14 protein-coding genes are annotated in these 16,487 nt (G+C 42.3%); 10 read left to right on the top strand and 4 right to left on the bottom strand.

The genetic code is table 11. The features are described from left to right. Positions 1–357: 357 nt before the first annotated feature. Complete coding sequence (gene bshA, locus WKF69_RS12275) at positions 358–1,497, bottom strand: N-acetyl-alpha-D-glucosaminyl L-malate synthase BshA (protein ID WP_340382233.1); 1,140 nt, start codon at positions 1,495–1,497, stop codon at positions 358–360. Between the two features lie 217 nt (positions 1,498–1,714). After that, positions 1,715–3,340, bottom strand: coding sequence for an amidohydrolase (locus WKF69_RS12270; protein WP_340382231.1), 1,626 nt, complete (start codon positions 3,338–3,340; stop codon positions 1,715–1,717). Between the two features lie 181 nt (positions 3,341–3,521). Between WKF69_RS12270 and WKF69_RS12265 the strand changes: the two genes are divergently transcribed. From WKF69_RS12265 to WKF69_RS12230, 8 genes are all read left to right on the top strand, one after another. Further along, on the top strand, positions 3,522–4,499 hold the full coding sequence (locus tag WKF69_RS12265; protein ID WP_340382229.1) for a c-type cytochrome: 978 nt from the start codon (positions 3,522–3,524) through the stop codon (positions 4,497–4,499). Between the two features lie 218 nt (positions 4,500–4,717). Continuing rightward, the gene (mutL, locus tag WKF69_RS12260) at positions 4,718–6,571 is read left to right on the top strand and encodes a DNA mismatch repair endonuclease MutL (RefSeq protein ID WP_340382235.1); all 1,854 of its coding nucleotides are present in this window, start codon (positions 4,718–4,720) and stop codon (positions 6,569–6,571) included. Between the two features lie 14 nt (positions 6,572–6,585). Beyond that, on the top strand, positions 6,586–7,320 hold the full coding sequence (locus tag WKF69_RS12255; RefSeq protein ID WP_340382227.1) for a rhomboid family intramembrane serine protease: 735 nt from the start codon (positions 6,586–6,588) through the stop codon (positions 7,318–7,320). Further along, complete coding sequence (locus WKF69_RS12250; protein WP_340382225.1) at positions 7,313–8,161, top strand: rhomboid family intramembrane serine protease; 849 nt, start codon at positions 7,313–7,315, stop codon at positions 8,159–8,161. Before WKF69_RS12255 ends, WKF69_RS12250 begins: the two co-directional genes overlap by 8 nt. Continuing rightward, positions 8,161–9,282 (top strand): endonuclease/exonuclease/phosphatase family protein, encoded by a 1,122-nt coding sequence (locus tag WKF69_RS12245; protein WP_340382224.1) that lies wholly within the window; start codon positions 8,161–8,163, stop codon positions 9,280–9,282. The genes WKF69_RS12250 and WKF69_RS12245 overlap by 1 nt, the downstream gene beginning before the upstream one ends. Before the next feature lie 46 nt (positions 9,283–9,328). Continuing rightward, entirely contained in the window at positions 9,329–10,792 is a 1,464-nt protein-coding gene (gene cysS / locus WKF69_RS12240; protein ID WP_340382223.1) for a cysteine--tRNA ligase, read from the top strand. Between the two features lie 207 nt (positions 10,793–10,999). After that, the gene (locus WKF69_RS12235) at positions 11,000–11,866 is read left to right on the top strand and encodes a DUF4440 domain-containing protein (RefSeq protein ID WP_340382221.1); all 867 of its coding nucleotides are present in this window, start codon (positions 11,000–11,002) and stop codon (positions 11,864–11,866) included. Between the two features lie 129 nt (positions 11,867–11,995). Continuing rightward, positions 11,996–12,310, top strand: a complete 315-nt coding sequence (locus WKF69_RS12230) for a phosphoribosylpyrophosphate synthetase (protein ID WP_340382219.1) — start codon at positions 11,996–11,998, stop codon at positions 12,308–12,310. 123 nt (positions 12,311–12,433) lie between these two features. On the opposite strand, the gene WKF69_RS12225 is transcribed toward WKF69_RS12230, so the two are convergent. Further along, complete coding sequence (locus tag WKF69_RS12225) at positions 12,434–13,399, bottom strand: MoxR family ATPase (RefSeq protein WP_340382217.1); 966 nt, start codon at positions 13,397–13,399, stop codon at positions 12,434–12,436. 4 nt (positions 13,400–13,403) lie between these two features. Then, positions 13,404–14,795, bottom strand: coding sequence for a peptidylprolyl isomerase (locus tag WKF69_RS12220; RefSeq protein ID WP_340382215.1), 1,392 nt, complete (start codon positions 14,793–14,795; stop codon positions 13,404–13,406). A 379-nt stretch (positions 14,796–15,174) separates the two neighbouring features. Between WKF69_RS12220 and WKF69_RS12215 the strand changes: the two genes are divergently transcribed. Both WKF69_RS12215 and rdgB read left to right on the top strand, forming a co-directional pair. Next, on the top strand, positions 15,175–15,747 hold the full coding sequence (locus tag WKF69_RS12215) for a hypothetical protein (protein WP_340382213.1): 573 nt from the start codon (positions 15,175–15,177) through the stop codon (positions 15,745–15,747). Next, complete coding sequence (gene rdgB / locus WKF69_RS12210; protein ID WP_340382211.1) at positions 15,747–16,316, top strand: RdgB/HAM1 family non-canonical purine NTP pyrophosphatase; 570 nt, start codon at positions 15,747–15,749, stop codon at positions 16,314–16,316. Before WKF69_RS12215 ends, rdgB begins: the two co-directional genes overlap by 1 nt. The last annotated feature ends 171 nt before the right edge of the window (positions 16,317–16,487 follow it).

Below are 16,487 nucleotides of genomic sequence, written 5' to 3'. Positions count from 1 at the left end.
TTTCTATTCATCGTTGACCTTGTTTTTTGTCAACCTATGTCAGGACAAGTCAGATGCATTTTGCGTGCTTTGCGTAGTCCTTCGCGTCCTAATAAAGAAATAGTTGAAACGCACACACCGAAGTTTAACCCTGCCTAACGGCAGGCAGGCGCGGAGAACGCTGAGCACAGGCGCGGAGAGCGCAAAGTTTTTCACAAAGTGCTTTTTGAGGTCGTTTGTTTTGATTTTTTCTCTGCGATCTCTGCGAACCACTTGGCGCCCTCCGCGTTAAAGATGGCGTTTGGGAAGTTCTTTCTAGATATAACATAGGGCTTGCCCTATATCTTACTGTGCGGTAAATTGAGGATGCTCTGAAATTTAACTTTTAACAACACTATTTTCAATCACCTCCCGGTAATAATCTTCATAAACTGGCAATATCAATCGCAGATCAAATTCATGAGCACGCTTCATAGCCCCTTCTTTAAATTCAGTGAGGCGCTTATCATCCTTCAGGATGTAAATAGAATGTTCAGCCATAGCTTCGATATCTCCGACGTTGTCCATGAAACCTGTAACGCCGTCGATATTTAATTCTGGCAAACCGCCTGCGTTCGAGGTTATGACCGGAACGCGGCAAGCCATAGCCTCTAAGGCCGCCAAACCGAAGCTCTCAGACTCTGAGGGCATAATAAATAAATCGGACACTGATAGGATCTCTTCAACAGCATCCTGCTTCCCAAGGAACCGGACGTTATCAGAAATCTCCAGATCCCGGCATAATTGTTCACAATAAACTCTGTCAGGGCCATCACCTACCATCAATAGCTTTGAAGGAATTTCCTTCTGTATCTTTTCAAAGATGTGGATCACATCCTGGGTTCTTTTGACCTTTCTGAAATTGGATGTATGGATAATAATCCGCTCATTATTCGGAGCGATGGCTATCTTGAAATGATCTTTGGCCTTCAGGCTGAACCTGCTCATATCGATAAAATTCGGGATAACTTTAATGTCTTTACAAATATCGAAATGCTTATAAGTATCTTCCTTCAGGTTCTCTGAAACCGCGGTGACCCCATCAGACTGGTTAATCGAGAAGGTTACTACAGGCTTGTAAGTTGGATCTTTCCCAACAAGGGTTATATCGGTGCCGTGCAATGTTGTTACAACAGGAACATGGATACCATATGTTGCAAGGATCTGCTTAGCCATGAAAGCTGCTGAAGCGTGCGGAATAGCATAATGCACATGCAGAAGATCCAGTTTTTCAAATCTCACTACGTCAACCAGCTTACTGGCAAGGGCCAGTTCGTACGGCGGGTAATCGAATAGCGGATAGTTGGAAACAGAAACCTCGTGATAAAAAAGGTTTGCTGAGAAAAAATCAAGTCTGGCCGGTTGCCTGTATGTTATGAAGTGCACCTGGTGGCCGTTATCCGCCAGTGCTTTGCCTAACTCCGTAGCTACAACCCCGCTACCTCCAAATGTGGGGTAACATACAATTCCTATCTTCATTCCTTATAATCTTTTCAATGAGATTAGTTTTCCCGCAGTGAATAATTGTCTGGAAAACAAATTTCAGTGATGCAAAGTAAATTGATTAAAAGGATATAAATGTTAATCTTATGTAAGAATGCTGTCGTAAGAATCAAGTATCAAGAACCAGGAATCAAGACTGCATGGGTGTCATACGAGCGAAGCACGAAAATCCCATACCACCGCCTCCCCTCATTTATTTGGAAAAAACATTCTCTCCATTAACAAATGTCTTTAAAACCTTCGCCTTAAACAAGCTCCCGGCTTCCGATTTCATAATATCCTGATCCAGGATAACAAAATCAGCGAACTTTCCCTTTTCGATGCTGCCTTTTTCCTTTTCTTCGAAATTCCCTTTTGCTGCCCAGATGGTCATACCTCTTAAAGCTTCTTCCCTGCTGAGGGAATTTTCTACCTGGTATCCCTTGTCCGGATAACCTTTCATGTCTTTTCTTACAACCGCAGAATAAAAAGTATACATCGGATTGATATTCTCCACCGGAAAGTCAGTGCCCAGGACTATCCATCCATTCTGGTCAAGCAACTGCTTGAATGCATAAGCGCCTTTTACACGCACCGGCCCTAACCTGTCGCCCGCCCAATACATATCGGATGTCGCATGGGTAGTTTGGACAGATGGAATGATATTGTTGTCGCCGAAGAGCTTAAAATCAGCTTGGTTTATAACCTGTGCATGTTCGATTCTCCATCTTCGATCGTTCTTACCCTTAAGCACTTTTGCATAGACCTTTAATATTTCACGGTTCGCAGAATCTCCGATGGCATGTGTATTCATCTGAAAACCCTTATCTGCAATCTTCTGAGCTACCTCTGCGTAGTGTTCTTTATCACTTAAAAGAAAGCCTGATGATTCCGGTTTATCGGTGTATGGTTCCAGCAAACGAGCTCCGCGTGATCCAAGGGCCCCGTCTGCATAAACTTTAAATGAACTGACGTTTAACCTGTCTGTTTTAAATGCCCCGTTCTTAAAGAGATAATCAAAATTGGACTTATCGTCGGACAGCATCGCGTAAATACGCATTTTAAGGTGGTTGCTCTTTTGAAGATCGTCGATGACCGAAATGAGCCGGTGATCAATGCCGCAATCTGTAACAGTAGTTAAGCCCACTGCGAAGCAATTTTTCTGGGCATCCAAAAGCGACTCCTCTATCTGCTTTTTGTCGGGGGCGGGAATCTTAGAATAAACCAATCCTTCAGCATTGTCTACTAAAATACCTGTTAACCGCCCGTTAACCGTTTCAACTTCACCTCCGCTTACAATCTGTCCCGGTTTAATCCCGGCCAGGTCCAAAGCAGTTTTATTTGCTATTACAGCATGTCCGTCTACGCGGGATAGTATTACAGGCGTGTTAGGGAAAAGCTCATTTAGCTGTTGATTATCCGGAAATTCTTTAACATCCCAGTCATTCTGATCCCAGCCATTTCCCACAATCCAGCTGCGCTTATTTTCCTTTGAGAAAGCCAGTAGCCTTGACAATATTTCTTCCCAGCTCTTTGTACCTGTCAGATCTGCATTTTGCAGCCCCTGCCCATACATGTAAAAATGCGAATGACCATCAATAAATCCCGGGTAAACCGCCTTCCCACCTGCGTCAACTTTCTCACCTGAGTATTTTTTAAGTAATTCAGCAGAAGTTCCTACTTCAATAATCTTTCCACCCTTAACCGCAAAGGCCTCCGCAATGGAAAAATTATCATCAACTGTGTAAACCACTGCATTATGAATTATAAGATCTGCCCTTTGCTGAGCTGAGCACGAAAACAAAAAGGGAAGCAGAATAAATAGAAAAGCTTTTTTCATAAGGATGATAGGTAATTGGTTAACTACTCTGCAAATATAGACTAGAAAAAAGAAAAATATAGTGGTTAATTCAAAGCTTATTATATATATTTATTAACGGCTTTTTTTACCAGACTGGTAACATTTAAAAGAAATAGCATTCGAATATTTCGTTAAAAAGGAAATTATTAATTTAAAGGCTATGAATCATAAGATAAAATCTGGAATCAAATATTTCGTTTTGCTGCTCGTTGCAGCAATTATCGGTGTACTAAGCTATGTAAGTTTTGCGCTGCCTGATGTGGGGGAGCCTGAAGACATAAAAGTTGAGATAACGCCCAAAAGACTTGAGCGCGGGTCGTATCTGGCCAATAGTGTTGCAAACTGTACTGATTGCCACTCTGAACGTGACTGGAATAAATTTACAGGACCATTGGTTAAAAGTTCACTCGGCAAAGGTGGCCATGAATTTAATCAGGAGTCCGGTTTTCCCGGTAAATTCTATGCAAAGAATATAACACCTTTTGCGCTGAAGGACTGGACCGATGGTGAGATATTACGGGCCGTCACAGCGGGTGTTAACAAGGATGGTAAAGCGTTATTCCCAATAATGCCTCATCCCAATTTTGGAAAATTAGACCGTGAAGATATTTATTCGATCATTGCTTACTTACGTACCCTTACTCCTATAGAAAACGTAGTGCCAGAATCCGAACCCGATTTCCCTATGAATTTCATTATAAACACCATCCCTCAGAAACCATCATTCACAAAGATTCCAGATCCGGCCAATCAGGTCGCTTACGGTGCATATTTATTTACAGCTGCATCATGCGGTGAGTGCCACACAAAGAAAGTCAAAGGAACGCCCGTTGCCGGGATGGAATTGGCGGGCGGCTTTGAATTTCCTATGCCACACGGCGGTACAGCCCGTTCTGCGAACATTACACCTGATATGGAAACGGGAATTGGATCCTGGAGCGAAGAAGCTTTTTTGCAACGGTTTAAAGTATATTCAGACAGTGCATATAAACCGGTAGATGTTAAACATGGAGAATTCAATACCATGATGCCATGGACAAGCTTCAGTACCATGAAAACAGACGACCTGAAAGCGATCTATGCCTACCTGCGGACAGTTAAACCCATTAAAAATCAGGTTACGAAATTTAGCAAGTAGAAAGTTCTACCCCGCTGTAATGAAAACAACCCATTTGTAGCTTGACAGGCTACTATATTGTGGAAAAACCTTCTGTCAATACCCCGCTCGAAAGATTAAAACACCTTATCTTTAGGCTTTGAAAAGCTGCACCGCAATCATCGCTTAAATGATTGCGGATGTACCGTGGGGGGGCAGGTGATTCGCTCTCATTGATCACTAATACAAAAGGAAATAATTTGTCTGATATAATACAGCTCTTACCTGATTCGGTAGCTAATCAAATCGCTGCGGGAGAAGTAGTTCAAAGACCAGCATCGGCTTTAAAAGAACTGATCGAGAATGCGATCGATTCGGGCGCCGATAAGATCCAGATCATAATAAAAGACGCCGGTAAATCCCTTATCCAGGTGATCGACAATGGCTGTGGGATGAGCATGACCGATGCACGCATGTGCTTTGAGCGCCATGCGACGTCGAAGATCCGTAAGGCAGAAGATCTTTTTGCAATTCGAACCATGGGTTTCCGCGGTGAAGCGATGGCTTCTATCGCCGCTATCTCCCAGGTGGAATTGAAAAGCCGCCGGCATGAAGATGAACTTGGAACGTGTATTCGCATAAAAGGTTCAGAGATCATAAGCCAGGAGCCGGTGTCTGCTATGCCTGGAACGAGCATAAGCGTCAAAAATCTCTTTTATAACACCCCTGCAAGAAGGAATTTTCTGAAAGGAAACCCAGTCGAGATGCGTCATATAAATGATGAGTTCCAGCGTGTGGCATTAGCTAACCCGGAAGTGTTCTTTACTCTTCATCATAATGGCAATGAGGTGTACCACTTGCCCGCCGGCAGCTTAAAACAGCGGCTTGTCCATCTTTTCGGGAATGCGTATAATCAGAAACTTGTACCTGTCGAAGAGGCCACAAGCATTATAGGGTTAAAGGGTTATATAGGTAAACCTGAATTTGCAAAAAAAACACGCGGAGAACAGTTCTTCTTCGTCAATAACAGGTATATCCGTGACCCCTACCTTAACCATGCCGTACTCAATGCATATGCAGAGGTTTTAGCGTCGGATAGTTTTCCTCTTTATGTTCTCTTCATCGATATCGATCCGAGCAAGATCGACATCAACGTCCATCCTACTAAGACTGAAATTAAATACCAGGACGAGAAAGCCATTTATGCGATCATACGATCTGCGGTAAAGCGCTCGCTTGGCAAGTATAATATAAGTCCAACATTGGACTTTAATCAGGAAACTGGTTTCAGTCAAATGATAACGCAAAAAGCTCACGAGGATATTGTGCCTCCACAGATAGCCTTTAATCCTGAATTTAATCCTTTTAGTGCGGCTAAAAACGAACGTGAGATACCGTTTTTGAGAAATTCCGGAGAGGATCGTAAAACTGTAACCAAAAACTGGGGCTCATTATACGAGATCGTTCAGCCAGAAGCAAAGCAGGAAAAATTTGAGCTTTCTGGAAACCGGAACATTGAACTTGGCGATCAAAACCTCCAGTCAACAGGGAAACAGATCTTCCAATTGCATAACCGTTTTATCATATCGCAGATCAAATCCGGGTTTATGCTGATAGATCAGCAGTCCGCGCACGAGCGGATCCTCTATGAACGTTTTGCGCAACAACTGGAAAGCAGGCAGGGTGCGAGCCAGCAAAGCTTATTTCCGCAGACGGTGACTTTGAATGGATCAGACTTTGAGTTAGTGAAAGGTCTCTTACCGGATATCCAGTCTCTGGGGTTTCAGATCAGGGAGTTTGGCAAAAACACATTGATCATTGAAGGCATTCCTGCTGACATTGGCCCCAACATCAGTGAACTGGAAATGCTTGAGCACCTTATTGAAGGCTTTAAAAATAATCAGAGTGCATTGAAGTTAAATAAGCGGGATAGCCTGGCCCGGGCCCTTGCAAGGAATACTTCAATAAAATCAGGAATTGCACTTTCTCCAGAAGAAATGAATACTCTGATTGACGAACTGTTTGCTTGTGAAATGCCAAATATATCCCTGAGCGGAAGGCCCATAATAAGTACATTTACAATTGAGGAACTAATACAACGATTTGAGAAATAGCCAGAAGCGCAGATATGAATCCATTAGCTAATATTCCGCCGGTCGTAAAAAACCTGCTTATAATTAATGTCATCTTCTACATTGCCATGATGATGTTTGGTGCACCGGGAATGATGACACTTCTGGGTGTGCACTATTTCGACAGCCCGGATTTCAGGATCTGGCAAGTGGTAACCTACATGTTTATGCATAGTTATGACTCATTATTTCATATCATGTTTAACATGTTTGCCTTGTATTCTTTCGGAACTTCCCTCGAGTATGTTATGGGCTCCAAAAGGTTCCTGAATTTCTATCTTCTCACAGGGCTTGGAGCGCTTGCTTTACAAATGATCATTCAGGCATTTGAAGTTTATAGCATTACCGGAAGTATTGTTAATGACGGCTCATTTATAATTGACAGTGCAAAAAGGACTATCAGCTTTTCTGATTCTATTGATCGCGAACAGGCAGAAAAACTTTTGGGAATATATCTGTCATCCATGGCCGGGGCATCAGGAGCGATATTTGGGTTGCTCATTGCTTTTGTTATGCTTTTCCCAAATGCTGAGCTTATGATCATGTTTATTCCCGTTCCGGTCAAAGCAAAATATATAGTTCCTGTGTATATACTGCTGGAACTTTTCCTTGGAGTAAAACAAATTGAAGGAGATTCAGTGGCCCACTACGCGCATTTGGGAGGTGCTTTATTTGGTTTTATCTTAGTAAAATTATGGGGACTTCGCCGCAACGATCGTTTTTATGAATAGATCAATTTTCAACGAATTATATTTCAAAGTTTTCCAGTCCGGAAGCCCGCTGTACCTTTTTATTGGAATAAATGTTCTGGTTTTCCTGGCGATTAATCTGTTAGCGGTAGGGGAGTTTTTAACCAACGGAAGCGGGTCTGCTGCAAACTGGCTTCAAATACAGCTTTCCATGCCAGCATACTATGAACTGCTGGCTTACAAACCCTGGACTATAGTCACCTATATGTTCACCCAAAGGGGATTTTTCCACTTGTTGTTTAATATGCTTTGGCTGTACTGGCTGGGGCTGATTTTTCTGGATTTTCTAAATAAGCGCCAGTTTGTTTTCACTTATATGGCAGGAGGCATAGTGGGTGCCTTATTATATCTTCTTGCATATAACCTGATACCGGTATTTAGCGGAACCGTGGAAAGATCAATTCTTCTAGGGTCATCTGCAAGCGTGATGGCGGTTGTTTTCGCTACCGCTACCCTCGTTCCTGACTTTACCATTCGGCTACTTTTCTTTGGTGGAGTGAAATTAAAATATCTTGCTCTGGCATACTTCATTCTCAATATTATTGGCATAAGCTCAGAACCAGGCGGCAGTATTGCCCATATCGGCGGCGCGCTATTAGGCTTTGTTTATGTTCAGCAATTGAAAAGCGGAAACGATTTTAGCAATCTGTTCAAACGCAGAAGCAAGCTAAAGGTCGTAAAGAATAAAAGCGCACCTCCCTCACCGGCTACATTGCCAGATCAGGAAACTATTGACAAAATACTGGATAAAATTTCCCATTCAGGATATGATAGTCTGACTAAAACGGAGAAAGAGCAATTATTTAAAGCAAGTAAAAAATAATGCGTAGAACAAAAAAGCGATCAGGTTTAAATATTTTTAACAAGCTGGTTCTTGGTGCTAATATCCTGGCTGTCATTTCCCTGCTGATCGCATATCTTGCATCGTTCATAAACCCCAACAGCTTCTGGCCGCCTGCTTTTTTCGGCCTCGCTTACCCTGCTATTTTATTGGTCAACCTGGTATTCATCATTTACTGGCTGATAAGCTACCCCAGATTTGCACTTCTTTCATTCGTAACTATCCTGGTAGGATGGAATGTGCTGACAAGCTATATCGGATTCAGAGAAAGCTCGGGCATTATGGTGCCGAAATCATCCGATACCTTCATCCGTGTGTTGACCTATAACGTTCACAACTTCAAACAATTCGGAGATAAGAACGACAAATTTACAAAAGACCAGATTCTTGATATCATTCGAAAAGAGCAGCCTGATGTATTGTGTTTCCAGGAATTCTTTAGTCGCCAGCGAGGCGAATACGATTTCAGGAAACTGATAACCGAAATCATGAAAAGCAATCATTATTTCTTTAAACCAACTATTGACAATGGCTATGAAGCTACCGGGACCGCGATCTTCTCGAAATATCCAATCGTCAACGCCGGAAAAGTCTTGTTTTCCAAGGAAATGAACTGGAATGAGGCGGTATATGTTGATGTTAATACAGGAAAAAAGATCTTCCGAGTTTATAACGTACACTTTCAATCAATAAATTTCCAGCCAGAAGACTATCAGTACCTCAAAAAGGTCAAAAAGGAAATAGACACGGATGTTGAATCTTCCCGCAAAATTGGAAGCCGCCTAAAAAACGCATTTATTAAGCGCGCCAGCCAGGTACAAATTCTCCGGGCACACGCAGACAGCTGTACAACACCATACATTATAGCTGGTGATTTCAACGATACACCTATCTCATACACGGCTAAAACTATATTCAAAGGTTTACAGAATGGTTTCCATGAAAAGGGGAGCGGATTTGGGATTACCTACAACGGCGCGTTTCCTAATTTTCAGATCGACTATATTGTTACTTCACCTGAATTTACAATCAAGAATTACCTGATAGTCAAGAAAAAATTATCAGATCACTATCCCGTAAGGACGGATTTGGAATTAAAATAAATGTCCTGTATCTCAAAAATCGATTTTCAATATTTATGTTTGCAGCATGGATAGCAACCTGGTCATTTATAATACCCTTACAAGAAACAAAGAAAAGTTCGAGCCTGTAAATCCACCATTAGTTGGCTTGTATGTCTGCGGACCTACCGTCTATAGTGATGTGCATTTGGGTAATTGCCGGACTTTTGTTTCGTTCGATCTGATCTACCGCTATCTGCTGCATTCAGGTTTTAAGGTGCGTTATGTCCGGAACATTACCGATGCCGGTCATCTTGAAGGAGATATGGATGAAGGGGATGATAAATTTGCTAAAAAGGCAAAACTGGAACAGCTTGAGCCAATGGAAATCGTTCAAAAATATACGATTGGTTTCCACGATGTCATGCGTCTTTTCAACGCTCTTCCTCCCGGTATTGAACCCACCGCTACCGGACATATTATCGAGCAAATTGAAATGGTCAAACAGATCATAGCCAATGGATATGCATACGAAGTTAACGGAACGGTCTATTTTGATGTAGAAAAATACTGTAAAGAATATAACTATACCATTCTTACTAACAGACAGCTTGAGGATCTCCTGGAAAATACCAGGGAACTTGGCGGGCAAAATGAGAAACGCGGCAGATTGGATTTTGCTCTATGGATAAAAGCCAAGCCCGAACATATTATGAGATGGCCATCACCATGGGGAGTTGGTTTTCCAGGTTGGCATATTGAATGTTCAGCAATGAGCAGCAAATATCTTGGCGACAGCTTCGATATCCACGGCGGCGGTATGGATCTGGCAGCTACACATCATACAAATGAAATTGCTCAATCACAAGCCTGTAATCACGTGCAGCCGGCAAAATACTGGATGCATACAAATATGCTAACGGTAAACGGTGCGAGAATGTCGAAATCTAAGGGTAATGGCTTTTTACCGGGTGAGCTTTTCACTGGAAACCACGAACTGCTTAGTCGCGGATTCTCGCCTATGTCAGTGAGGTTTTTTATGCTTCAGGCTCATTACAGAAGTACTTTAGATTTCTCCAATGAAGCACTCGAGGCATCGGATAAAGGATTTAAGCGTTTAATGAATGCATACGGGCTCCTCGACAAATTAATTGCTTCAGACAGCTCGACTATAGAACTTGACAACCTTTCCAAACGCTGTTATGCGGCGATGGATGATGATTTTAACAGCCCTATTCTGATTGCAGAGCTTTTTGAAGCAGCTCATCTTATTAACAGCATTTATGATGGTAAAGCTAGCGCAACGCAATCAGACATCGATGGATTAAAGAAACTGATGAACGATTTCGTGCTGGATGTTCTGGGCCTAAAAGAAGAAAATCATCAAGCGGATGATCTTGGCAAGCTCATGGATTTTATAATCGACCTGCGTTCAGAAGCGAAATCAAATAAAGATTACGCAACATCCGATAAGATCAGGATCGGGCTAAACTCCCTTGGGATACAATTGAAAGATAATAAGGGGAATGTAACTACGTGGAACAAGGTATAGCTGAAAGTGGAAAACTGAAAACTGAAGCACACGTATACAGCGTTTAGTCAACTTTCCGTTTTCAGTTTTCAACTTTCAGTTCTTATTCGAAAGCTATGATGTAATACTGTAGTAATAAGCATCAGCTTAACCAGATCTGCATCCTCCTTAAAGTTCGGCTTGTATTATGGCATCATTAATGTCTAAGAGAATATAATTTTAATTTAAATGAAGTCGTGCAATATCATATTTGCCTTTGTCGTATTAATAGCCTCAAACAGTTTCGGACAAGCCACTAATGGCCTGGTCAGTTCGCTGGTGGCGGCGGAAAATTATTTTGCTGCTACAGTAAGAGAAGAAGGCTTAAGAGAAGGCTTTCTAAAGGTTTCCGACAATGAAACATTGGTTTTCAGACCTAATGCGGTGAAAGCGAAAGCCTTTTATGATAAAAAACAAATAGATCCGGGACAGCTCAGCTGGGAGCCTGCGTTTGCCAGGGTTTCCAGAAGCGGTATATGGGGTTTTACCACCGGGCCATATTTATACACTGCAAATGATAGTGGCTCAAAATCTTACGGACAGTATTTATCCATGTGGCGCGCGAATAAGAAAGGCGTTTGGAAACTCGCTCTCAACATTGGGACACCACACCCTAAACCCTCTCAAGAACCAGTTCTGGATTTTATTGATCCCAAAAATTCAAGATTTTTCAGGCAAATATCTCCCGTTCGTTTACAACAGAGAGAGGATATGATCATGGCTTCAGACAAACTACTTTCGAGTTCTCTGACTAAAAGCACAGCTTTGGGTTATGATACGTTTCTGGGGGATGATGCCCGTTTAATATTCCCTGGTGTCGAGCCGATTATCGGGAAAGAAAATATTACGAAATTTCTTATCGAACAAGACATTAATATCTTCAGCGAGCCTGTTAAGGCTGACCGTTCTATTGGCAGCGATCTTGCATATACCTATGGCACTGCACAGGTAACGAGGAAAAATAAAACAGCAAAATACAATTACGTCAGAGTCTGGGAATCTCAGGAAGGGTTTAAATGGAACGTGATCGTGGAATTGTTTTCGCCAGCGGAGTGAGTTATGAGTTGTACGTGATACGTTTTACGTTTCGGCATGACGGCTAACCAAATTTCCTTAACTTAGAGATTAGCTATTAAGAACTAACGGTTGCACGTATAACGTACAACGTAAAACGTAAAACTTCCCATGAGCAGTCCCGAAAATTACCGAAACCTTCTTGAAGCTGTTAATGGCTTGCGAAGCAGAGGATATGATCATGATTTCAATTATGAAAATGCATGCCTCTTTTGTGATAAGATAGATGAGAAATTTAGCGCCAGCGATTTAAAGATAACAGAGTATTATCGTTTCGAAGGTATGAGCGATCCGGAAGACAATTCAGTTATCTACGCGATCGAAAGCAAGGACGGACACAAAGGAATAATGATAGACGCGTACGGGCCCTATGCAGATGAGCATAAAAATGCTTTTATCGCGAATATTGAGGTTGTGGAGAACTAGAAGTGAGTTGTACGTTGTACGTGATACGTTGTAAGTTTCCTACTTAGCGCATAAAGGGGCCGTCAAGTACCGTTCCTCGACTTAGGCGTCACACACGTATAACGTAAAACGTACAACGTATAACTAAAGAAGGTTCGCAATCAACTTCTCCGTACTAATACCTTCTGCCTCAGCCTTATAATTCCGAACTATCCGGTGTCTTAAAATAGATTCTGCAACTGCCTGAACATCTTCTTTATCCGGAGAATATTTTCCGGTAATAGCCGCATGGCACTTTGCTCCAAGAACCAGAAATTGTGATGCTCTCGGACCAGCTCCCCAACTTAGGAACTTATTAACTTCATCTGTTGCTGTCGCTGTACCAGGGCGTGTTTTTGCCGCCAGCGAAACTGCGTACTCTAATACGTGATCCGTGATGGGTATATTTCTAACTAATTGCTGAAAATAGCTTATCTCGGTCGAGTTTAAAATTTTCTTCAGCTTGACGTCGCGGTTTGCTGTGGTATTTCTAACTACCTGTAATTCCTGCTCAAACGTTGGGTAAGTCAGGGAAACATTAAACATGAAGCGGTCCAATTGTGCTTCAGGCAAAGGGTAAGTACCTTCCTGTTCAATTGGGTTTTGAGTTGCCAGAACGAAAAAAGGCTGCGGTAGTTTGTGAGTTCTTCCCCCAACGGTTACAACCTTTTCCTGCATGGCTTCCAGTAAGGCAGCTTGTGTTTTAGGAGGCGTCCGGTTTATTTCATCGGCAAGGATGATATTTGAAAACACCGGCCCCTTTATAAATTTGAACGTCCGGTCTTCGCCAAGGATTTCAGAACCTATTATGTCTGATGGCATTAGATCCGGTGTAAATTGAATACGATTGTAGCTCAGATCAAGGACCTGCGCAACAGTTTGCACCAAAAGGGTTTTAGCTAATCCAGGTACGCCTACAAGGAGGCAATGACCATTGCTGAATATTGATATTAATACTGACTTAACAACCTCGTCCTGACCGACGATAACCTGCGCGATCTCGTCTCTGATGTCTTTATAGGAGCTATGTAATGCGTCTACGGCTTCTACATCGGTTGCGTAAGTCTTCATCCAGTCAATTTTGTGCTGTGGTCCAGGTGGCTATTTCAGAGCAGGTTTGAAATTCGGAATCTATTTTGATATACGTGATCTTTCTGCGTTTCTCAAACCACTCGCTTACAGTACGGTTAGTCTTGTCTTCAAAAGCAACTTCTTTGATTTTTGGAAAATCCTGCTCAAGGTTAGCCTGATGGGGACCCGTTTTAGATTTCAGTAAAAGAAACCGATAGCCTTGTTTTCCGTCAGCAGCCGTGAATAACACAGGCTGAGAAACTGTACCTGCCTTCATTGTGTCGACCGTAAGAAATATGGCCGGGTCAAGCTTATCTGTTGGAATAAACGTAGTACGGCTCTGAACATTTTCTGCGTTCAGCATCATTCCGCCGTTATACTTCGTATCGTTATTGTCGGAATATAAAGAAGCGGCTGTACCGAAATCTACGGTCTTTTTGACGACCTTATTGTACACGCTATCGATATGTGCTTTTGCTCTGTCCATACTCGCCTGAACCGGCTCGGTTTTTATCAGAATGTGACGAACATTTACCTGCTCCCCGCGCCTTTCCACTAATTGAAGAACATGGAAGCCAAATTCAGTTTCAATTACCTGAGAAAGCTCTCCGGATTTCAATTTAAATGCTGTTGCTGCGAATTCCTTTACCAGGCCTGTTCTGTCCATAAACCCAAGATCACCGCCTTCACGTGCTGACCCGGGGTCCTGCGAATATAAGCGTGCCAGCGTTGCGAAATCCTCACCACCCTTTACTCTTAACCTTAATGCTTCTGTTTTATCACGAAAAGCTTCCTTCTCAAGCTTATTCATTTTTGGATAAACAACAACTTCACCGATCTCAACTTCTGTATTGAAGAATGGAAGGCTGTCTTTAGGAATTGCATCAAAATAGCGCTTAACCTCCAAAGGAGTTACCGCCACATTTTCAGTGATCTTTCCCTGCATTTTATTAGCAATAAGCATTTCCTTGATATCCGGCCTGATCTCATCCTTATATTGGATAAGTGACCGGTTTAAGAACTGCTCCAAACGCTCCTGTCCACCAGCGCGGGCAATACTGCTTCTCAAACGGCGGTCGATCTCGTTATCAACATCATCCTCAGTAACTGCAATTGAGTCAATTATAGCCTGCTGCCCAAGTATTTTCTGTGAAATTAAGCCTTGCAGGATCTGGCATCTTACATCCGCATTATCCGGGTTTCCCTGTGACAGATATTGAGCGTATTGCATATCAATTTCCGACTGCAAAATAATGGAGCCGCCAATAACAGCTACAACTTTATCGAGTGATTTTTTTGTATTCGACGGTGTAGTTTGCGCGTTCACCTGCGCGAGGCTAATAAACAGTAATCCAACTATTATCCCTAAGGTCTTTTTCATTTCTAGTATTCTCATTCTCTTAAAGCAGAATAATTCTGCGTGTTTAATCTCGTTCAACCCGTTCAAAAATAATAGCCAGCCCAGGGGGGCCAGCTCACGGATTAATTCTGCAAAATTATCAGATAATAGTTATTAATCAATGATTTAAAAAAATAGGCGGTATTTTACCCTATTTAATGTTATGACTAACGTATCAATCTGTTAGGATGATATCCTAATATAAATATTCTGACATGCTTTTCGAGTACCGGAACGCAAATGTTACCATACCGGAGACGCTGAATATTTATCAGTTTTACTGAATTGCCTCTAAGGTAACCTTTTCAGAAATAAGGCTGTTCCATTTAACTAATTTTAACAGATGCTTTATTAAGTTTGCAGGGCCTTTGGAACAATGGCATACACTACCATGGGAAATCTGATCACTCATAACGCCAATGCATTACGATTTATAATGACGGAAGATCTCTATGACCTTGGCGATGCTGTTCAATCAGATATACTCCCAATAGTTCCCGAAGCGCTGATAACGACCCCTTCTGCTCCCGAGCCCGTGCCGGAGATCAAAAAAGAAGAATTGACACCCGTGAGTTTTAATTACCTGGGAGAGAACAACCGGTACTTTCTTGTCATCGTCGATGATAAAAGCCATCCGGATCTTAATACAGCTCACAGGGAGATGCTTATGAAGATCATGGCGGCAAAAAAACTTGAACTGAGGGATCTTGCCATACTAAACCTTGCCAAATATCCTGATTCAAATTTCAGTCAGTTAAAAGATTTTTTCAGTAGTAGTAAAATCACCCTGTTCGGAATAGATCCTCAGAGAATTGGCCTTCCCGGAATGGCGGCAAATCAGCCGGGCAAACACTTTGACGTTAAAGTACTTGCCACTTTCGGCCTTGAAGAAATGAGCAGCAACACCGATAAGAAGAGAGAGTTCTGGAACGTAATGAAAGATTTTTAATGGAACTGGTCTTTGCAAGCAACAATCAGCATAAAGTAGATGAGATCCAGGCAATAGCAGGAAACAAATTTATTTTAAAAAGCCTCAACGATATTTCCTGCTTTGAAGAGATCCCGGAAACCGGACACACCTTTGAAGCTAACGCCGGGCAAAAGAGCCGGTTTATATACGACCGATACAATATTAATTGTTTTGGCGATGACTCCGGGCTGGAAATAGACGCTTTGGATGGTGAGCCGGGAGTCGATTCGGCTCATTATTCAGGCAGCAGAGATTTTCAGGAGAACATGCAGCTTGTTCTTTCGAAATTAGGGGATAACCCCGATCGCAGGGCCAGATTCAGAACTGTAATTTCTTTAATATTAAACGGAACAGAACATCTTTTTGAAGGCGTCATAGAGGGCCGCATCACTAAGACCATATCCGGTACAAAAGGATTTGGCTATGATCCGATCTTTATTCCGGATAATTATAATATAACCTTTGCAGAGATGGATGCCGCTGAAAAAAACCGGATAAGCCATAGGGGTATAGCGGTTAAAAAGATGGTGGGTTTTTTGAATAAATAATCGCTTCCTAAAAAGAGATTGCTTCGTCGTACCTCCTCGCAACGACAAACGCTTGATAGTGTCATTGCGAGCCTGCCTGCGGTAGGCAGGCGCAGCGCGGCAATCTAAAACTTCACAGAGATTGCTTCGTCGTACCTCCTCGCAACGACAAACGCTTGATAGTGTCATTGC

This window comes from Daejeonella sp. (assembly GCF_037719425.1).
Classification (GTDB): Bacteria; Bacteroidota; Bacteroidia; order Sphingobacteriales; family Sphingobacteriaceae; genus Daejeonella.
Note: the sequence above shows the minus strand (reverse complement) of the source record. Positions and strands in the feature narration are given on the sequence as shown.